Annotated in this window: 15 protein-coding genes; 5 read left to right on the plus strand and 10 right to left on the minus strand. The window is 47.8% G+C overall.

The window, feature by feature from the left end; genetic code table 11:
• The first annotated feature begins 8 nt into the window (after positions 1-8).
• Positions 9-1,103 carry a threonine aldolase family protein gene (locus ACO0KV_RS03025; protein ID WP_423039729.1) on the plus strand — a complete coding sequence of 365 codons (1,095 nt, stop codon included), beginning with the start codon at positions 9-11 and terminating at the stop codon, positions 1,101-1,103.
• Between the two features lie 428 nt (positions 1,104-1,531).
• Here ACO0KV_RS03025 and ACO0KV_RS03030 read toward each other — a convergent pair whose 3' ends face one another.
• The 6 genes from ACO0KV_RS03030 to ACO0KV_RS03055 are packed head-to-tail and all read right to left on the minus strand — an operon-like array spanning position 1,532 to position 7,415.
• Complete coding sequence (locus ACO0KV_RS03030; protein WP_423039731.1) at positions 1,532-2,869, minus strand: TAXI family TRAP transporter solute-binding subunit; 1,338 nt, start codon at positions 2,867-2,869, stop codon at positions 1,532-1,534.
• A gap of 25 nt (positions 2,870-2,894) precedes the next feature.
• Positions 2,895-3,689, minus strand: coding sequence for a competence/damage-inducible protein A (locus ACO0KV_RS03035; protein WP_423039733.1), 795 nt, complete (start codon positions 3,687-3,689; stop codon positions 2,895-2,897).
• A gap of 15 nt (positions 3,690-3,704) precedes the next feature.
• Complete coding sequence (locus ACO0KV_RS03040; RefSeq protein ID WP_423039735.1) at positions 3,705-4,517, minus strand: EI24 domain-containing protein; 813 nt, start codon at positions 4,515-4,517, stop codon at positions 3,705-3,707.
• Positions 4,514-5,512, minus strand: a complete 999-nt coding sequence (locus ACO0KV_RS03045; RefSeq protein WP_423039737.1) for a sterol desaturase family protein — start codon at positions 5,510-5,512, stop codon at positions 4,514-4,516. The genes ACO0KV_RS03040 and ACO0KV_RS03045 overlap by 4 nt, the downstream gene beginning before the upstream one ends.
• 60 nt (positions 5,513-5,572) lie before the next feature.
• A complete protein-coding gene (locus ACO0KV_RS03050; protein WP_423039837.1) occupies positions 5,573-6,385 on the minus strand; it encodes a polysaccharide deacetylase family protein in 813 nt (270 codons plus the stop codon).
• Positions 6,386-6,440: 55 nt separating this feature from the next.
• A complete protein-coding gene (locus ACO0KV_RS03055) occupies positions 6,441-7,415 on the minus strand; it encodes a cytochrome D1 domain-containing protein (RefSeq protein ID WP_423039739.1) in 975 nt (324 codons plus the stop codon).
• Positions 7,416-7,662: 247 nt separating this feature from the next.
• Here ACO0KV_RS03055 and ACO0KV_RS03060 point away from each other — a divergent pair, with 247 nt between their 5' ends.
• Positions 7,663-8,019, plus strand: a complete 357-nt coding sequence (locus tag ACO0KV_RS03060) for an FKBP-type peptidyl-prolyl cis-trans isomerase (protein WP_423039741.1) — start codon at positions 7,663-7,665, stop codon at positions 8,017-8,019.
• Between the two features lie 153 nt (positions 8,020-8,172).
• On the opposite strand, the gene orn is transcribed toward ACO0KV_RS03060, so the two are convergent.
• Positions 8,173-8,760, minus strand: a complete 588-nt coding sequence (gene orn, locus ACO0KV_RS03065; RefSeq protein WP_423039743.1) for an oligoribonuclease — start codon at positions 8,758-8,760, stop codon at positions 8,173-8,175.
• A gap of 39 nt (positions 8,761-8,799) precedes the next feature.
• Here orn and ACO0KV_RS03070 point away from each other — a divergent pair, with 39 nt between their 5' ends.
• From ACO0KV_RS03070 to rsgA, 3 genes are read left to right on the plus strand one after another with little or no spacing between them, the layout of a single operon-like run.
• Entirely contained in the window at positions 8,800-10,056 is a 1,257-nt protein-coding gene (locus ACO0KV_RS03070; RefSeq protein ID WP_423039745.1) for a M48 family metallopeptidase, read from the plus strand.
• Between the two features lie 45 nt (positions 10,057-10,101).
• Positions 10,102-10,455 carry a 4a-hydroxytetrahydrobiopterin dehydratase gene (locus ACO0KV_RS03075; protein ID WP_423039839.1) on the plus strand — a complete coding sequence of 118 codons (354 nt, stop codon included), beginning with the start codon at positions 10,102-10,104 and terminating at the stop codon, positions 10,453-10,455.
• Positions 10,455-11,369 carry a ribosome small subunit-dependent GTPase A gene (rsgA, locus tag ACO0KV_RS03080; RefSeq protein ID WP_423039747.1) on the plus strand — a complete coding sequence of 305 codons (915 nt, stop codon included), beginning with the start codon at positions 10,455-10,457 and terminating at the stop codon, positions 11,367-11,369. The genes ACO0KV_RS03075 and rsgA overlap by 1 nt, the downstream gene beginning before the upstream one ends.
• A 93-nt stretch (positions 11,370-11,462) precedes the next feature.
• On the opposite strand, the gene ACO0KV_RS03085 is transcribed toward rsgA, so the two are convergent.
• From ACO0KV_RS03085 to ACO0KV_RS03095, 3 genes are read right to left on the minus strand one after another with little or no spacing between them, the layout of a single operon-like run.
• Complete coding sequence (locus ACO0KV_RS03085; protein ID WP_423039749.1) at positions 11,463-12,608, minus strand: alginate O-acetyltransferase AlgX-related protein; 1,146 nt, start codon at positions 12,606-12,608, stop codon at positions 11,463-11,465.
• A gap of 9 nt (positions 12,609-12,617) precedes the next feature.
• Positions 12,618-14,015: an MBOAT family O-acyltransferase gene (locus tag ACO0KV_RS03090; RefSeq protein WP_423039751.1), complete on the minus strand. Its 1,398-nt coding sequence runs from the start codon at positions 14,013-14,015 to the stop codon at positions 12,618-12,620.
• Positions 14,016-14,035: 20 nt separating this feature from the next.
• Positions 14,036-14,692: a cell division protein FtsQ gene (locus tag ACO0KV_RS03095; RefSeq protein ID WP_423039753.1), complete on the minus strand. Its 657-nt coding sequence runs from the start codon at positions 14,690-14,692 to the stop codon at positions 14,036-14,038.
• Positions 14,693-14,780: the final 88 nt, after the last annotated feature.

Here is a 14,780-nt window from a genome sequence, read left to right on the forward strand (position 1 = left end):
AGAAAATCTTGACCGATGCTGAATTATCAAAATTAAAAAGTGCATGTCATACGCTGTTAGGAGGCCATAAAGCACTAACACCTGCAGAAACGTTTGCACTGATGGCGTACTGGTGCGAACAACATCACGTAGAATTTGACACTTATGGTGACGGTGCCGTGGTGCAGGAGTTTGAGCAAAAAATCGCCAGTCTGCTGGGGATGGAAGCGGGCTTATTCTGCATGACTGGAACGATGACGCAAGCCACCGCATTGCGACTGGCAAGCCAAGAGCGCCGCAATCCGCTGGTCGGCTTACATGCGAGCTCACACATTCTGATCCATGAACGCAGTAATTTTCAGACGCTACAGCACTTTCAATCGATCACCCTCGGACAGCCGCATCGTCCATGGACACTTAAAGATCTGACGTCACAAGCTGAACCTCTCGCTGCGCTGCAGATCGAGTTACCGATGCGGGAAATTGGTGGTCAGCTACCCGAATGGGATGAGCTAGAAGCGATAAAAGCCCACTGCCACACGCATCAGATTCACTTGCACATGGACGGCGCACGCTTATGGGAAGCCGCTGCCTATTACGGTAAAAGCCTGCAAGAGATTGCCCTCGGTTTTGATTCGGTGTACGTCTCTTTTTACAAAGGGATGGCAGGCTTAGGTGGTGCGATGTTGTTGGGAAAACCGGCATTTCTGGCAAAGGCACAGGTATGGATCCACCGTCTGGGTGGTAACATCTTCCGTCGCACCCCTTATCTCGCTTCCGTTGCGATGCAGTTTGACCAACGCTTGGCCGCGATGCCCGCCTATTTTGTACGCACTCAACAACTCTACGACATCCTGCGTAACTACCCCCAGTTCCGCACCAATCCAGCGGAGCCGCAAGCAAACATGCTACATCTCCACTTACCAGTCTCACCAGAAAAAGCCATTGCCATCCGCAACGCCATTGCTCAGGAACACGGCATCTGGCTCTTCAACAACGCAGTAGCAACTGCGCTGCCGAACAGCAGCATGTTTGAGTTATACGTAGGTGATCAGTTGTTGCATCTCGACGATGACAAACTGCGCAAGGCGTTGGATTTGTTTGCTGCAGCATTAAGTCATTAGTGACATTGCGCGCATACGCATCAACGCTGAGCATTAGTGTTTAAGTTTGAGTTTGAGTTTGAGTTTGAGTTTGAGTTTGAGTTTGAGTTTGAGTTTGAGTTTGAGTTTGAGTTTGAGTTTGAGTTTTAGTTTGAGATTAAAATCAGCGTGGCAGATTTAGTGCTGCTGTTAGCCTTGTCCGATTGAGACAAAGCAATGTGTACTTCACGGAAAACGGATCAGAAAGTGTTTTTGTTTGAGCGCAGGGAATTTAAACACTTTCCCGTTTTGTGTAACGCACACATTTTGCTGGCACGCAGTGCGGCATCGGCAGGACAACCTCTGAGGTTGCCTTTCTTTTACTTACTTTGCTTACTTTGCTTACTTTGCTTACTTTGCTTACTTTGCTTACTTTGCTTACTTTGCTTTTAACAAAAGACAAGTAAAAATCAAACTACTTCTACACCTTTCATCCGCTCCTGCAACCTCTCCCGCACAAAACGAATATGACTCCGCAAATGATATAACTCTTCCATATACGACAGTGGCAAACTCGTGTTATTCACTTTCTCCTCAATATCATCCAGATGCAGCAATTGTTTCTCTAGCCGCTGCAACGGCGAATTCTCATCGGCCTCATCAATCCATTGCTCAACAATGCGCAACTGACCATACCAACGATAGATTCTGGAACGGATACGCCACACATACAACGGCGGGATGACTTTGGACAATGGCAACAACAACGCGCCAGCGGTAATCAGCACCACCCACATGCGATCAAAAAAGTTCGCCATCCAAAAGCTCATATACCGTTGCAACATCGGCGGACCATTTTTATAAAACTTTTCAGCCTCGGTGGCGACGGGGATTTCTGTATATTTATCGGATGGAAATTCACCCTGATCACTAAACCAGTCGGCTTTACTATGAATTTTACGCGCCGCCTGCAACAGCAAACCCGTCAAAGCAGGATGTAGGCTTTCATGTGCAACCAGCGTCGCGGTGGGGGCGATCAAATGGTAGTCACGCGAAGGAATATCAAGTCCAATATCAACGATGCCCCGCGGCAGTACAACACTCGACAAAAAAGGAAAACGACGCGTGTAGGCTTCTGCCTGAACAAAATCAAATAAACGGACTCCCGGTGTCTGTAACAGTTGTTGTACCAGTGGCGAATCACTGGCGGCGCTCAATACCACTACATCCATCTTGTCGCCCAAAAATGCCTTGGTAGCATCGACATCATTCAGACGCAAAATTTGCACGTCCGATTCCTGCATGTTATTGACATTCAGTATCTGCGAAAAAATCCGGTGCATGCCATTACCTTCTGCGCCAAGGTTAACGCGCTTACCTTTGAGATCGCTAATGGTATAGAACTCTTTTGTGCTGCGATAAAAAATCCAAATAGGCTCATAAAACAGGCTGCCGAGCGACACCAGACCTTTATCTTCTGCGGCTTGTGTTTCGGTTGAACCACTACGAACAAAGCCGACCTGGATTGCAGAATCCGGATCACTGATTTTTTGCAAATTCTCTTGCGATCCCTGCGAGGGATTGATGTGCAGCGTCACCTTGTTTTTTGCTAACTCGGTCGCATAGAGTTTGGCAAATCGCTGGTAAGAACTATTCTCAGGACCGGCCGAGAGTTCAATCACACGATCAGGTGCCGGATCGACGAGGTAATAAGCGGCACCCACAATAATACAAAGTACCAATAGCATGGGGCCAAATGCAACTAACAAATCGCGTAAAGAAAATAACGTGAACTTAATTTTTTTCATCTGGCATCATGCAGTGAGATTGTATTTATTTTGGTGAAATTAGTACGTATTCTGAATGCAATGCATCTAACCCAGCACACATTTTTTCGAAGGCAGATTCTACCTGCTGCGGATCCCCTTTGACCCCCAGTTCGATGTGGCGACGCTGTGTTTCAGTTCCAACACTAGGCAGGCTAAATATCTTGATCAGCGGGAACGCTGCTTCTAATTGCTCCATCAACGGTGTTAATACCGATTCAATGGCCTCATAGACGATGACGGCTTTTTCTGCACGTGCTTCTTGATGGAATAAATGGGCATAATGCGTATCGAGCACCCATTCCATCATCGGCCAGGCCATGACCGGAAAACCAGGGACAAAATAATGCTCTCTGATCGCAAAACCAGGAATCTTATTAAAAGGATTCGGAATCAGGTCGGCACCGACCGGAAATTCGCCCATTTTCAGGCGATGTAGATTATCTGGCGCAGTGAGATCTACTGTCTTACCGGCCTCTGATGCCATATCCGTGATGCGCTCCTGGATCAGGCGCTTGGCTTCAGGATGCAGCGTCAGTTCCAGCTGCAACGCCTCTGCAGCACACTGGCGCGTATGATCGTCTGGCGTCGCGCCGATGCCACCTGTTGAAAACACGATATCACCGGATGCGAAACTACGCTGTAGCGTCGCTACGATACGTTCACGGCTATCGCCTACATATTCTGCCCAATCCAGTTGCAAGCCGCGCGTAGCCAGGATCTGGATAAATTTTGACAAATGTTTGTCTTCGCGTTTGCCCGACAAAATTTCATCGCCAATGATAATAATACCAATTGCCATCATCTATCCTTGTTGTTAAGTTATCTGCTGATCCTGGCGATGCTGTTCTAACGCAGCCAGACAATAATGCTGGAACCACAAACCGGTAAACACAAAAACCAATACATATAACCAGATTGCAACGCCCGCCATCAACGGCAAAAATAGGACCGAGATAACGCCACCCAACCATATTAATCCAGGAGCGGCGCCAACGAGGCCCGCGACGGTGCCAATAAACAATAAAGACCAGCGGTGCTGACTAATCAGTGCTTTCCGCTCTTCCACATCGGCATGTATTGACAGCGCATCGTAGACAATCACGCGGTATGTCAGCCAACCCCACAATATTGGTTGCAATACCAAACTGATCACCGGAAATAAGGTCAGAGGCAACGTCAGCAACCAGATCGCTGCAAAAATCAGAAACGAGCTCAATGAAAACCACAGACTACCCACTACCGATCCACCGCGACGCTGCTCGAGCGACGGATAATATCGACCGCCGACATGTCTGCTGATCGTGGGCATCGCAAATAGCCCTATACTCAATAAAGCGGTAAATACCATCATTGGTAACAACAGCCACATCGCCACCAACGGGGCAACCATCGCTTTGAAGGCAAATAACCCGAGCATCGACAAAACCTCACCCGCGCTCTGGAAACTGTTATGCGTATTGAACCATTGTTGCACAAAATCGATCAGGGCTTGCATACCAAACCACATGGCGACGCTCCAGAGCAATAACGCTGCAAGGAACGGTAAAAAGGTCAATAACAACATCCGGATATGCAACTGAGATGCAATCGCCCGCCCCCAAGACACCCCAATTTTTGCGACACTCATCCGTGGATATCCTTTACTTTGTTGACCTGCTTATCAATGCCACCCATACGTTTTAAGCCAAGCCATTGCTGCGACCAGAATCCGGCCCCATACTCACGCGCGCAGCCTAGCGGCTCAGGCAACTGATCACGGATACCTGTCGAGACAAACTCCTGACTAACATGTGCCGTACCAAACAGAACATCCCAGACCGGAAACAATACCGCAAAATTATGTCCCCCTAGGGTACCTTTGCCCTTGGCTTCATGACCAATCCCTATCGCATGGTGGGTACGGTGATAACGTGGCGAGACCAGCAAGTATTCTCCTATTCGTCCAAAATGCACGCGGATGTTGGCGTGTTGCAGACTTTGCAGCATCTGCGTAACCATCACCAGCAGCACATACTGTCCCGGTTCGACACCAATGACAATGGCGATGACGCCCATATACAAATCGCGTAAGAAATCGTCCAGCAAATGATTGCGGTTATCAGTCCACAAGTTCATATCGCGTTGGCTGTGATGCAAGCTATGTAAGCCCCACCACCAGTCGAACTGATGCTCGGCACGGTGATACCAGTAATCAAAAAAGTCGAGTACAACAACATACGCCAGAAACAGCAACGTGGGATGCACTAAAAAACCGGACCACATATTCTCGAGGTTGAAGGGATTCACACCTTCAAAATGTAAAATCGCTGTCAGCTTGTCGAGTACCGGATTAAGCACGAAAAAAACCAGAATCGAAAACGCTCCAAGGCGATGTAATGCCGTGTAAATGAAATCGTTCCAGCGTGCGTAGCGGTTTTCAATCTTCTGCGCCGGAATCCAGGCTTCGAGAGGACGCAATACAATAAATAAAACGATCAACTGTAGCACGCCAAAAATGAACCACTCCACGCCCTCAAATGCGTCCTCAACAAACTCGCCCAATCCCAATGAAAACATCGCCGGTTGAACGATGCTTTCAAAAATCCACGCTTGTAGCGTTGTAATTACTTCTGAAAAATTCATGCCTTGATTGTGTGTGGTGATGGTGTGTCGTAATTACTTAAATGGACTCAACATGTTGGCTCAGTGCTTTGGTTCCGTCTTTATACGATAAGCAGGATGTTCACGTAAAGTCGCAAAACAAAAACCTTTTTTCTCTAATCCGCTAATTAACGGTTCAAGATTCTCAGGCATCCACGCCTGTTGACGCGACCAGATCCCCAAATGTGCCATAAAGATATCGCCGTCACGCAAATGATCCAATGCCCGCTTCAATAGATCGGGATTACTGAATTTCTCGCTAGATAACTCATCGCCAGAAAATCCGGCTGGTGCCCAACCGACATGGCGATAGCCACAGGCTTCGCCTACTTTGAGCAACTGCGGCGTCAACTTGCCACCCGGTGCCCGCCACAAGGGATCGAGTGTATGACCTGTCAGTTGCAGAAAACGTTCATCGACACGGTGCAATTCGGTGCAATATTGTTGGGGTGTCCAGGCTAGCTCCTTACCCGCCTGAGCACCAAATTGTGGTTTAACCAGAATCCGGCCATGTGGCAAGTCGCGAATTACATAGACGTGATCAAACGTATGCGTACCAAATGTATGTCCTTCGGCAACCAAGTCTTTCCAGTAAGGCGCCCAGCTTGGGTCGAGTGAGTAATCACCCCGAATAGTTTTTTCATTGGCTAGAAAAAAACTAGCCTTGATATGATGCTGACGCAGGGTATTGGCAACGAGCATAGCTTGCGACTGGCTACCGGTATCAAACGTCAGATAAACAGTCGCTTTACAACTTTTTGTATCACCGTTAACAGATGCCGCCAGTGCATTGACGATCAAGATAGGTGAGATTGCCAGCAATGCGAGTATACTTTTCCATTGACGTTGAAGCATCAATGTTAAAACAGGGCCATTCAGCGACTGGCAGAACAATCCGCGCAGCGTAGAATTACATATCTGGGGCGCGATTCGCAAAGAACACTCCATGTGGTGATCGTCCGACAGGAATCAGCTTAATAACTTTTCTGGATGGGATATCAATCACCGCCACCTTTTTAATCCAGCGTAAGGTCGTCCATAGTGTTTTACCATCGGCACTCACTTCCATACAATCAGGACCGCCAGGTACCGGAATGCTACCGATATTTTCTAATGTCTGTTGATCAATGATGGTGATTTCATTGGAAGTACGGTTAGAGACGAAAATATGTCGTTTGTCACCCAAGGCACGGAAGTTGTGCGTACCAACACCTGCGGTAATTTTCTTGACGGTTTTTTGCGCACGCCAATCAATGACCTCAACATAGTTACTTCCCATAATACCGACCAACAGGTATTTATCGTCTGGGGTCATCGTTATCCCTGCCGGTAATTTACCGACAGGCAGTGTCCATTTGACTTTTTGCGTCGCAAGATCAATTGCTGAAACCTGATCACTACCCTGCTGCGTGATAAACGCCGTCGTACTCGCCTTATCAAATGCCATATGACTAGGCAGCTTTGCTAATGGTACGCGACTGGCTAATTTCAAATCTTTACCGTCATAGCGGTAAATATCGACACGATCCAAACGCAAGGAATTCGACACAAACCATTTCTGATCCGGTGAAAATCCAATCTGATAGGGATCCGCGACATCTTTAATACGGCGCTGAATTTGTCCGGTGAGCGGATCAAGAAAAACTAACTCGTCACCAACTGCATTCGCGATGATCAGCGATTTGTTGTCTGGTGTCGCCATCAGATGATGCGGTTCTTTGCCAACAGGGAAAGTACTGACTTCTTGATACGTTTGTTGATCCAGTAGCGTTACTGTTGCATCACGAGAATTCAAAACCACAACCACATTGGCTTGTGCCGTTGAGACAAAAAAAGGACTTAAAAGTGCAAACAGTAAAGATGCCAACAGAGGACGACGACGCATGAAAAAAGACCGCTAAAGAATAAAATAAGCCAGCATTTTACCGTGCATAGACAGGCGGTGTTCGTTATGCACAGCTGTTTTCAGTAATTTATTAATGTTTTAATATCAATAAGACAATTCAAGTCTTTCCATATAGAAAGTTATTACGTTTCGCCCCAATCAACAACAAAATACCAGCGCAAATAAAAGCGATGGCCGAGAATTTGTTCTACAATTGCCCCACTTTTTTTAAGATTAAAGGATTCCCATGAGCTCGATCACCACCGTAAGCGGTTTGCAATACGAAGACAAAGTTGTTGGCGAAGGCGCAGAGGCACAAGCTGGTAACCACGTTGTTGTGCATTACACAGGCTGGTTGCAAAACCCAGACGGTAGCGCTGGCAAAAAATTTGACTCCAGCAAAGACCGTAATGATCCTTTCTCTTTCCCACTCGGCGCAGGTCATGTGATCAAAGGCTGGGACGAAGGCGTTCAAGGCATGAAAATTGGCGGCACACGTATTCTGACGATCCCATCAAGCTTGGGCTACGGCCCACGCGGCGCGGGCGGCGTGATTCCACCAAATGCCACATTGATTTTTGAAGTTGAATTGCTGGGTGTTTAAATTAAACATCGTCTGAACATCTTATTTTTCTGATGTCATCGAGAAGCAGAGAAATTGATACGAAAAAAGCGCCGTTACCGGCGCTTTTTTTCTTTTCGTCTCCCTCTGTTTTTCTGAAGAAAGGTTCGCAGAGACGCTTTAGAAAATGCTGAATTACTCTTTAATGAAGTGTTGACGGTAGTATTTCAATTCTTCAATCGATTCAACGATATCTGCTAATGCAGTATGTTTTTGCTGCTTTTTGAAACCAGCCAGCAATTCTGGCTTCCAGCGGCGGCACAGTTCTTTCAGTGTCGACACATCCAAATTGCGATAATGGAAATACGCTTCCAGTTTTGGCATGCCACGAACCATGAAACGGCGGTCTTGGCCGATGGTATTGCCACACATCGGGGATTTTCCAGCTGGTACATAAGGCTTCAAAAACTCGATCAGCGCGGCTTCTGCTTGCGCCTCTGTAACGGCTGAGGCTTTGACTTTGTCGATTAAGCCGGAACGACCATGCGTACCCTTGTTCCAGGCGTCCATTTTATCGAGCGTTTCATCGGATTGATGAATAACAAAGACAGGACCTTCTGCAAGCACATTAAGTTGTGAATCAGTAACAACGACTGCAACTTCGATAATTTTGTCGGTATCTGGCTCCAGACCAGTCATTTCCATGTCAACCCAGATCAAATTCATCTCATTTGGACGGGCTGGAACATTTGTGTTTGCTTGAATGTCAGTAGCTTGTGACATAATTCTTCCTTAGCTTTTTTACGAATCTCCTATTTTCCCATGAATTCAGTTACGTTTTCGGTTTTCTTCGTCAGCTTTCTGCTGATCACACTCGCCGTGCAGTTCTGGTTAGGCTCGCGCCATATCCGGCATATCTTGCAACATCGTTCCAAGGTACCGCAAGAATTCGCGAACAAAATTCCACTGGAGGCACACCAGAAAGCCGCGGATTACACCATCGCCAAAACCAAATTCGGTTTGGTGTCATTGCTGTTTAACGCGGTCGTACTGATGATCTTCACGCTGTTTGGTGGTTTGCAACTGTTATCGGTCGTGGTCCTAAAACTGACCGGACCTGGCATGATGTACCAGATTGGCTTGTTAGCAGCATTTGCCACTGTCAGTGGACTGCTGGACTTGCCGTTTTCTTATTATTCGCAATTTGTACTAGAGCAAAAATTTGGGTTTAATAAAATGACACCAGCCTTGTTCTTTGGCGACATGATCAAAAGCACGGCGCTGGGCGCGGTCATTGGTCTGCCATTAATCTGGGTAGTCTTAAGCTTAATGGATAAGTCCGGCAATCTGTGGTGGCTGTATGCCTGGTTTGTGTGGACTGGATTCCAGTTATTGATGATGCTGATCTACCCAAGCGTGATCGCGCCACTCTTCAATAAATTCACGCCTTTAGAAGACGATAGTCTGCGCAGCCGCATTGAAGGCTTGATGCAGCGCGTCGGTTTTGCCTCAAAAGGCTTGTTTGTGATGGATGGCTCTAAACGTAGCGCACACGGCAATGCTTACTTTTCAGGCTTTGGTGCGGCAAAACGCATTGTTTTCTTTGACACATTGATTTCGCGTCTGGCGCCAGAAGAAATCGAAGCCGTGTTGGCGCATGAGCTGGGGCATTTCAAACTCAAGCACATCGTCAAACGTATGGTGGTTATTTTTGCCGTTTCACTGGCTTTTTTGGGCTTGCTTGGTTATTTGAAAGAACAAGTCTGGTTTTATACTGGCCTGGGTGTTGATCCAATGTTGCTGGCCAAAAATAATGCGATGGCCTTGATTTTGTTTATGCTGAGCCTACCAGTATTTACCTTCCTGTTTTCTCCGCTGACCTCGATCAGTTCACGCAAGCATGAATTTGAAGCCGACGCGTTTGCTGCTAAGCATACCAATGCCCAGGATTTGGTCGCTGCGCTGGTTAAACTGTACGAAGATAATGCGTCAACGCTGACACCAGATCCGCTGCATTCAGCGTTTTATGATTCACATCCCCCTGCAACGGTTCGTATCAGCAAACTGCAGGTGGCGTAAATTACCTATCAATTAAAACTATAAATAGAATAAAACAAGGACACGATCATGATCAAAACAACTGATTTACTCGCTATTAAGTCACAACCAACAGAAACAGGCCTGTCTGAATCCAAACTGGCCGCCTATTTTGCAGCGACGCCGGGCTGGGAGCAGGATGGCCCACGGATCGTCAAAACCTTCAATTTTAAAAATTACTATGAAACGCTGGCATTTATTAATGCGATTGCCTATGTGATTCATGCTGAAGACCACCATCCAGAGCTGGTTGTTACTTACAACCGTTGCGTCGTGAAATTCGATACGCATACTGTCAATGAAGGTAAAGGCGGTATCTCCGTCAATGACTTTATCTGCGCCGCCAAGGTGGACGCAATTTTTGAGCAAAGTTTCTCGTAATGGCACGTCTTCAAGGTCTGGTTATTGCCGCCCACGGCCGTCACTATCTGATTCAGGCAGAGATCGACGGCACCCAGCAAAAGTTGCATTGTGTGACGCGCGGTAAGAAAAGCGACGTGTCCGTTGGCGACATCGTCGAATTTGCACTCACCTCCAAAAATCAGGGTGTGATCGAAGCCATTACAGAAAGAAAAACGCTGCTGTACCGGTCTGACCAGTACAAGTCCAAAATGCTGGCAGCAAACCTGACACAACTCCTGATCGTCGTGGCGACCGAACCTAGTTTTACCGACGATCTAGTCTCACGCGCCTTGGTTGCCGCTGAGTCATCAGGCATCAAGCCACATCTGATTCTCAATAAAGTCGACGTCACCGAGTCCTTGGAAAAAGCCCGAGAACGCGTCGGCCTGTACGCTAAACTCGGTTATCCGGTCCATGAAGTGTCTGCCAAGGGCGATCCTGAGAGTACACGCCTGCTGTTGACCGATCTGATGCGCGGACAAAGCACGATTCTGATTGGACAATCAGGGATGGGGAAATCATCGCTGATCAACTTGCTGATTCCCGATGCAGAAATCGCGACTCGCGAAATTTCAGCAGCGCTCGATACCGGCAAACATACCACCACCTTCACCCGCTTGTACCACATGGATGAGGATTCTTATGTGATTGACTCGCCTGGTTTTCAGGAATTTGGTCTACATCACTTAACTGAAGGGATGTTAGAACGCGCCTTTCCGGAGTTTTTACCGCATCTCGGCCACTGCAAATTCTACAATTGCCATCACCATGCAGAACCGAATTGCGCTATTTTGGATGCGGTGAAACGGGGGGAGATTTCAGCAATGCGCCATCAGATGTTTGAGCAACTGGTGCATGAATCGAATCAGACGATTGGCTATAAGCCGCATTAAGCGCTTCAGCGGACTACTGCGATAACCGATAGCAATCCTGATGGATATCGGTTATCGCAAAAAGATGGCTAGTGTTAAGCCACTACCTACAGCTTATAACTGCCCTTTTTTCAAGATCTCGAGCCACTTGCGCTCGGTATCTTTGAACGGTTTTTGCAACATCCGCTCTGGCACTTCCCAGATCACAACCTTCGGTGGCTCCTGCTGAAATGCCTTACTTTGCAGGTAAGTCATCGCTGCGCCATCAAAGTCACCGCCATCCTTTGCCAGATTGGCGACTGGCATACCCAGATGCTGGCTCATGAACGGGACAAAGTTGCCGCGTAGACTAAACGATGTCCCTACCAGAACGACAGACGGTAAGCCGCCGTCACCAAATAAATCATCACTCTTATTGACGACCGGTGCCACCGTACTGCTGGCGACTTGCTCAACAGCAGGACGCAATGCGGAAGGCAAACCTTCCAGATTAGAAACATGGAACAAATCACCCAGACGCTCTGCAGTCGCCGTCTTGATTGCACCTGGTGCTGGCTGCAAATCAGTTTTATCCGCATATTGCAGGTCCTGTAAGCGCTTGGCGACGCTCACAGCGGCAGCGTCTGCACCAAGTTCATTCCAGTGCGAATCAGTGCGATAATAACGCTCGCCTTTTGTTGCGGCCAACGGCGCTTGCAAATCAATGACTTCGACCTGGTTGGTGCGGAGCGCAGTCATCCAGTTCTCAGCGCGCGCAGCAAAAGCCGCTGGTCTATGGACACCACACAAATGTTCTTGTTCAATACGTGTTTTATCAGGGATGACCGCCATCACCAGCTTCACGCCACGTTGCTGGAGCTGTTTTGCGACCTGCTCTACCATATAAGCGCGGGCGTTCGCATTTTGACTACCGCCATCGAATGTGGTCAATTCTTCCGTCAGAAAAAACCAGCCAGTACATCCAGCAGTGACGGCAGAACCTGTGTCACGGGCAATATTCCAGTCAACGGCGCGCTGAATTTTAGAAAATGGCGTGCTCCATACAAAGTGCGAGTTCAGTTGCGAGGTGAAGCGGCTGGTTGATTCACCTTGTACAATCCGTTGCCACGGTGCCATTTCTTTCCAGTCAGCAGAACTGACCTCGCGCAAGGAAGTCACACTCACATCAACACCAACAAGCATCATCACGGCAAACGATACCGCAGGCACAAAACGCCATGCGCCTGCTTTTTTTGCGTCAAAGGAAAAAGATTCGTCCATGATTTTTCCTTAAAACTGAAAATATAAAAATGGAATGGCTTTTTGCCCAGCCAGCACAATCACTGCGTAGGCAAACGTGATCACCGGCCACACCATACTCCAGCTCATGACACCGAAGCCACCGCGTTTGCCAACAGATGTGGCAGGATAAATCACGCACAACAAACCAATTGCAAAGGTCAATAAAATGCTCGGACGCAGCGCGAGAATGACCTCATCGCCCATCGCAAACCCATGCAATCCTAGCTGACCGGCCCACATCGTCAATGCATGGTCAAAGCCAGCAGCACGGAACACGGTCCAGGCAAACATCACCGTGAGCATCGTCAACGTGCGGGACGCGTAATTGGGCATCGACAAACCACGCTGTGTAAACGCGCGGTCACAGCACAATGCCGCCCCTTGAATGAAACCCCAGATCAGATAATTCCAGTTATCACCACCATGCCACAGGCCACCGATAGCCATGGTCAGCATCAGATTGACATAGGTGCGGTAAGCACCACCGCGATTACCACCGAGGCTGATGTACAGATAGTCGCGCAGCCATGATGACAAAGTCATGTGCCAACGACGCCAGAAATCCTGAATAGACACAGCCAGATAAGGATGATTGAAGTTTTCTTCGAAATGAAAACCCAGCATTAAACCGAGACCAATTGCCATTGCACTGTAACCAGCAAAGTCAAAATACAACTGGAAGGTATAGGCGATACAGCCTACCCACGCATCCTGAAAACTCGGATTTTTCATGCCAAACACGAGGCTAACGACGGGCACTAGCGTGTCCGCAATCAAGACTTTCATCGAAAACCCGATCATGAAGCGACGCACACCGACAGTGAATTTATCGATAGAAAATATCCGCTCACGCAATTCTTTATCGATGACTTTGTAGCGAACAATCGGTCCGGCGATCAGATGCGGAAACATCGCCATATAGGCGCTGAATGAAATGAAACTATATTGTGCAGGTACCGTTTTACGGCGCACATCGACGATATACGAAATCGCATGCAATACCGTGAACGAGAGCCCAATCGGCAGCATCAGCTTGACCCACGGGATCTCAGGCAGATCATGACCAGCGAGTATCGAATTGATCGATCCCACGACCATATTGGTGTATTTATACCAGACCAGTGAGGCTAAATTCAGGACAATGGTCGCAACCATTAACCGGGTTTTTAAACGCTCATTGCCTGCTTTATCGATCAGGATTGCCGCCCCCCATGCTAGGACAGTGAGGGCAATAATCAACAATAAAAACTTCGGCGTCCACCACGCATAAAACAGCCAACTGCCAACTAACAAGGTGTGATTGCGAAAGCGCTGCGGTGTAATCAAATAAACCGCTAAAAACAGTGGCAAAAACAGGGTCAGGAACTCAAGAGAGGCAAATACCATGGTCGATACGCTGAGTCAGATTAAGAAGTGGAATCGCGTACAAAAAACGTCTGACGACCTTTCTTGCTTGGAATCACTATTACGCTGTAACGTTCGCCAGCTTGCAACTGAGACATATCAACGGCTGCCCCTGCAACCTCCCCACCACAATTTGCTTGTACTTTCAGACTGACCGGATTAACGAGACGACGGGTCGTTGTTGCTGGCTTCACCGCTTCAAAAATCATGGCATTTTTTGCGCCGCCAGTTAGGCCAGCAGAGGCACATGCTGGATCAGCATTCAATAATGAAATTGACGCACGCATGGCATTAAAGTCCGTCGGCGTTTCACGTACCTGAACGCTCTCTAATGCTGTGCCTTTATTGAGAATCGCAACAGTGACGAACTCGCCGGGTTTTGCCACGACTTCTACCGCCGTTTTAGCACCGCCGACTTGCACTGTGGCAGTTAATTTATCACCCGCTTTAACTGGGTAGAAGCGCGATACGCGCCCTTCTGTCTTTGCATCCAGACTGACTTTCGCCGCACCGTTAACAATGGTCGCTTTGTCACCACTTGCATTCAAAAATCTGACAAATGACGAGTCCTGACCCGGGCCAGTTTCATATAATGGATTATCGGCATGAGCCGCAAACGAGCATGCAGCAGCGAGACAAGTCAGGATCAGTTTTTTCATTTTTGAATTAATAGTTAGGGTCATTGTCGTTTCAGGTAATCGCTAAACATCAACAAAAATGTTCAGCAAACATCTCATCCACAGGCGA

It is taken from the genome of Undibacterium sp. RuRC25W (genome assembly GCF_049339825.1).
Lineage (GTDB): Bacteria > Pseudomonadota > Gammaproteobacteria > Burkholderiales > Burkholderiaceae_D > Undibacterium.

What these genes read in the sequence shown, in the direction of transcription:
- ACO0KV_RS03030 (WP_423039731.1), bottom strand. Translation starts at nt 2,869, where the DNA reads ATGAAAAAAATTAAGTTCACGTTATTTTCTTTACGCGATTTGTTAGTT.
- ACO0KV_RS03035 (WP_423039733.1), bottom strand. Translation starts at nt 3,689, where the DNA reads ATGGCAATTGGTATTATTATCATTGGCGATGAAATTTTGTCGGGCAAA.
- ACO0KV_RS03040 (WP_423039735.1), bottom strand. Translation starts at nt 4,517, where the DNA reads ATGAGTGTCGCAAAAATTGGGGTGTCTTGGGGGCGGGCGATTGCATCT.
- ACO0KV_RS03045 (WP_423039737.1), bottom strand. Translation starts at nt 5,512, where the DNA reads ATGAATTTTTCAGAAGTAATTACAACGCTACAAGCGTGGATTTTTGAA.
- ACO0KV_RS03050 (WP_423039837.1), bottom strand. Translation starts at nt 6,385, where the DNA reads ATGCTTCAACGTCAATGGAAAAGTATACTCGCATTGCTGGCAATCTCA.
- ACO0KV_RS03055 (WP_423039739.1), bottom strand. Translation starts at nt 7,415, where the DNA reads ATGCGTCGTCGTCCTCTGTTGGCATCTTTACTGTTTGCACTTTTAAGT.
- ACO0KV_RS03060 (WP_423039741.1), top strand. Translation starts at nt 7,663, where the DNA reads ATGAGCTCGATCACCACCGTAAGCGGTTTGCAATACGAAGACAAAGTT.
- orn (WP_423039743.1), bottom strand. Translation starts at nt 8,760, where the DNA reads ATGTCACAAGCTACTGACATTCAAGCAAACACAAATGTTCCAGCCCGT.
- ACO0KV_RS03070 (WP_423039745.1), top strand. Translation starts at nt 8,800, where the DNA reads ATGAATTCAGTTACGTTTTCGGTTTTCTTCGTCAGCTTTCTGCTGATC.
- rsgA (WP_423039747.1), top strand. Translation starts at nt 10,455, where the DNA reads ATGGCACGTCTTCAAGGTCTGGTTATTGCCGCCCACGGCCGTCACTAT.
- ACO0KV_RS03085 (WP_423039749.1), bottom strand. Translation starts at nt 12,608, where the DNA reads ATGGACGAATCTTTTTCCTTTGACGCAAAAAAAGCAGGCGCATGGCGT.
- ACO0KV_RS03090 (WP_423039751.1), bottom strand. Translation starts at nt 14,015, where the DNA reads ATGGTATTTGCCTCTCTTGAGTTCCTGACCCTGTTTTTGCCACTGTTT.
- ACO0KV_RS03095 (WP_423039753.1), bottom strand. Translation starts at nt 14,692, where the DNA reads ATGAAAAAACTGATCCTGACTTGTCTCGCTGCTGCATGCTCGTTTGCG.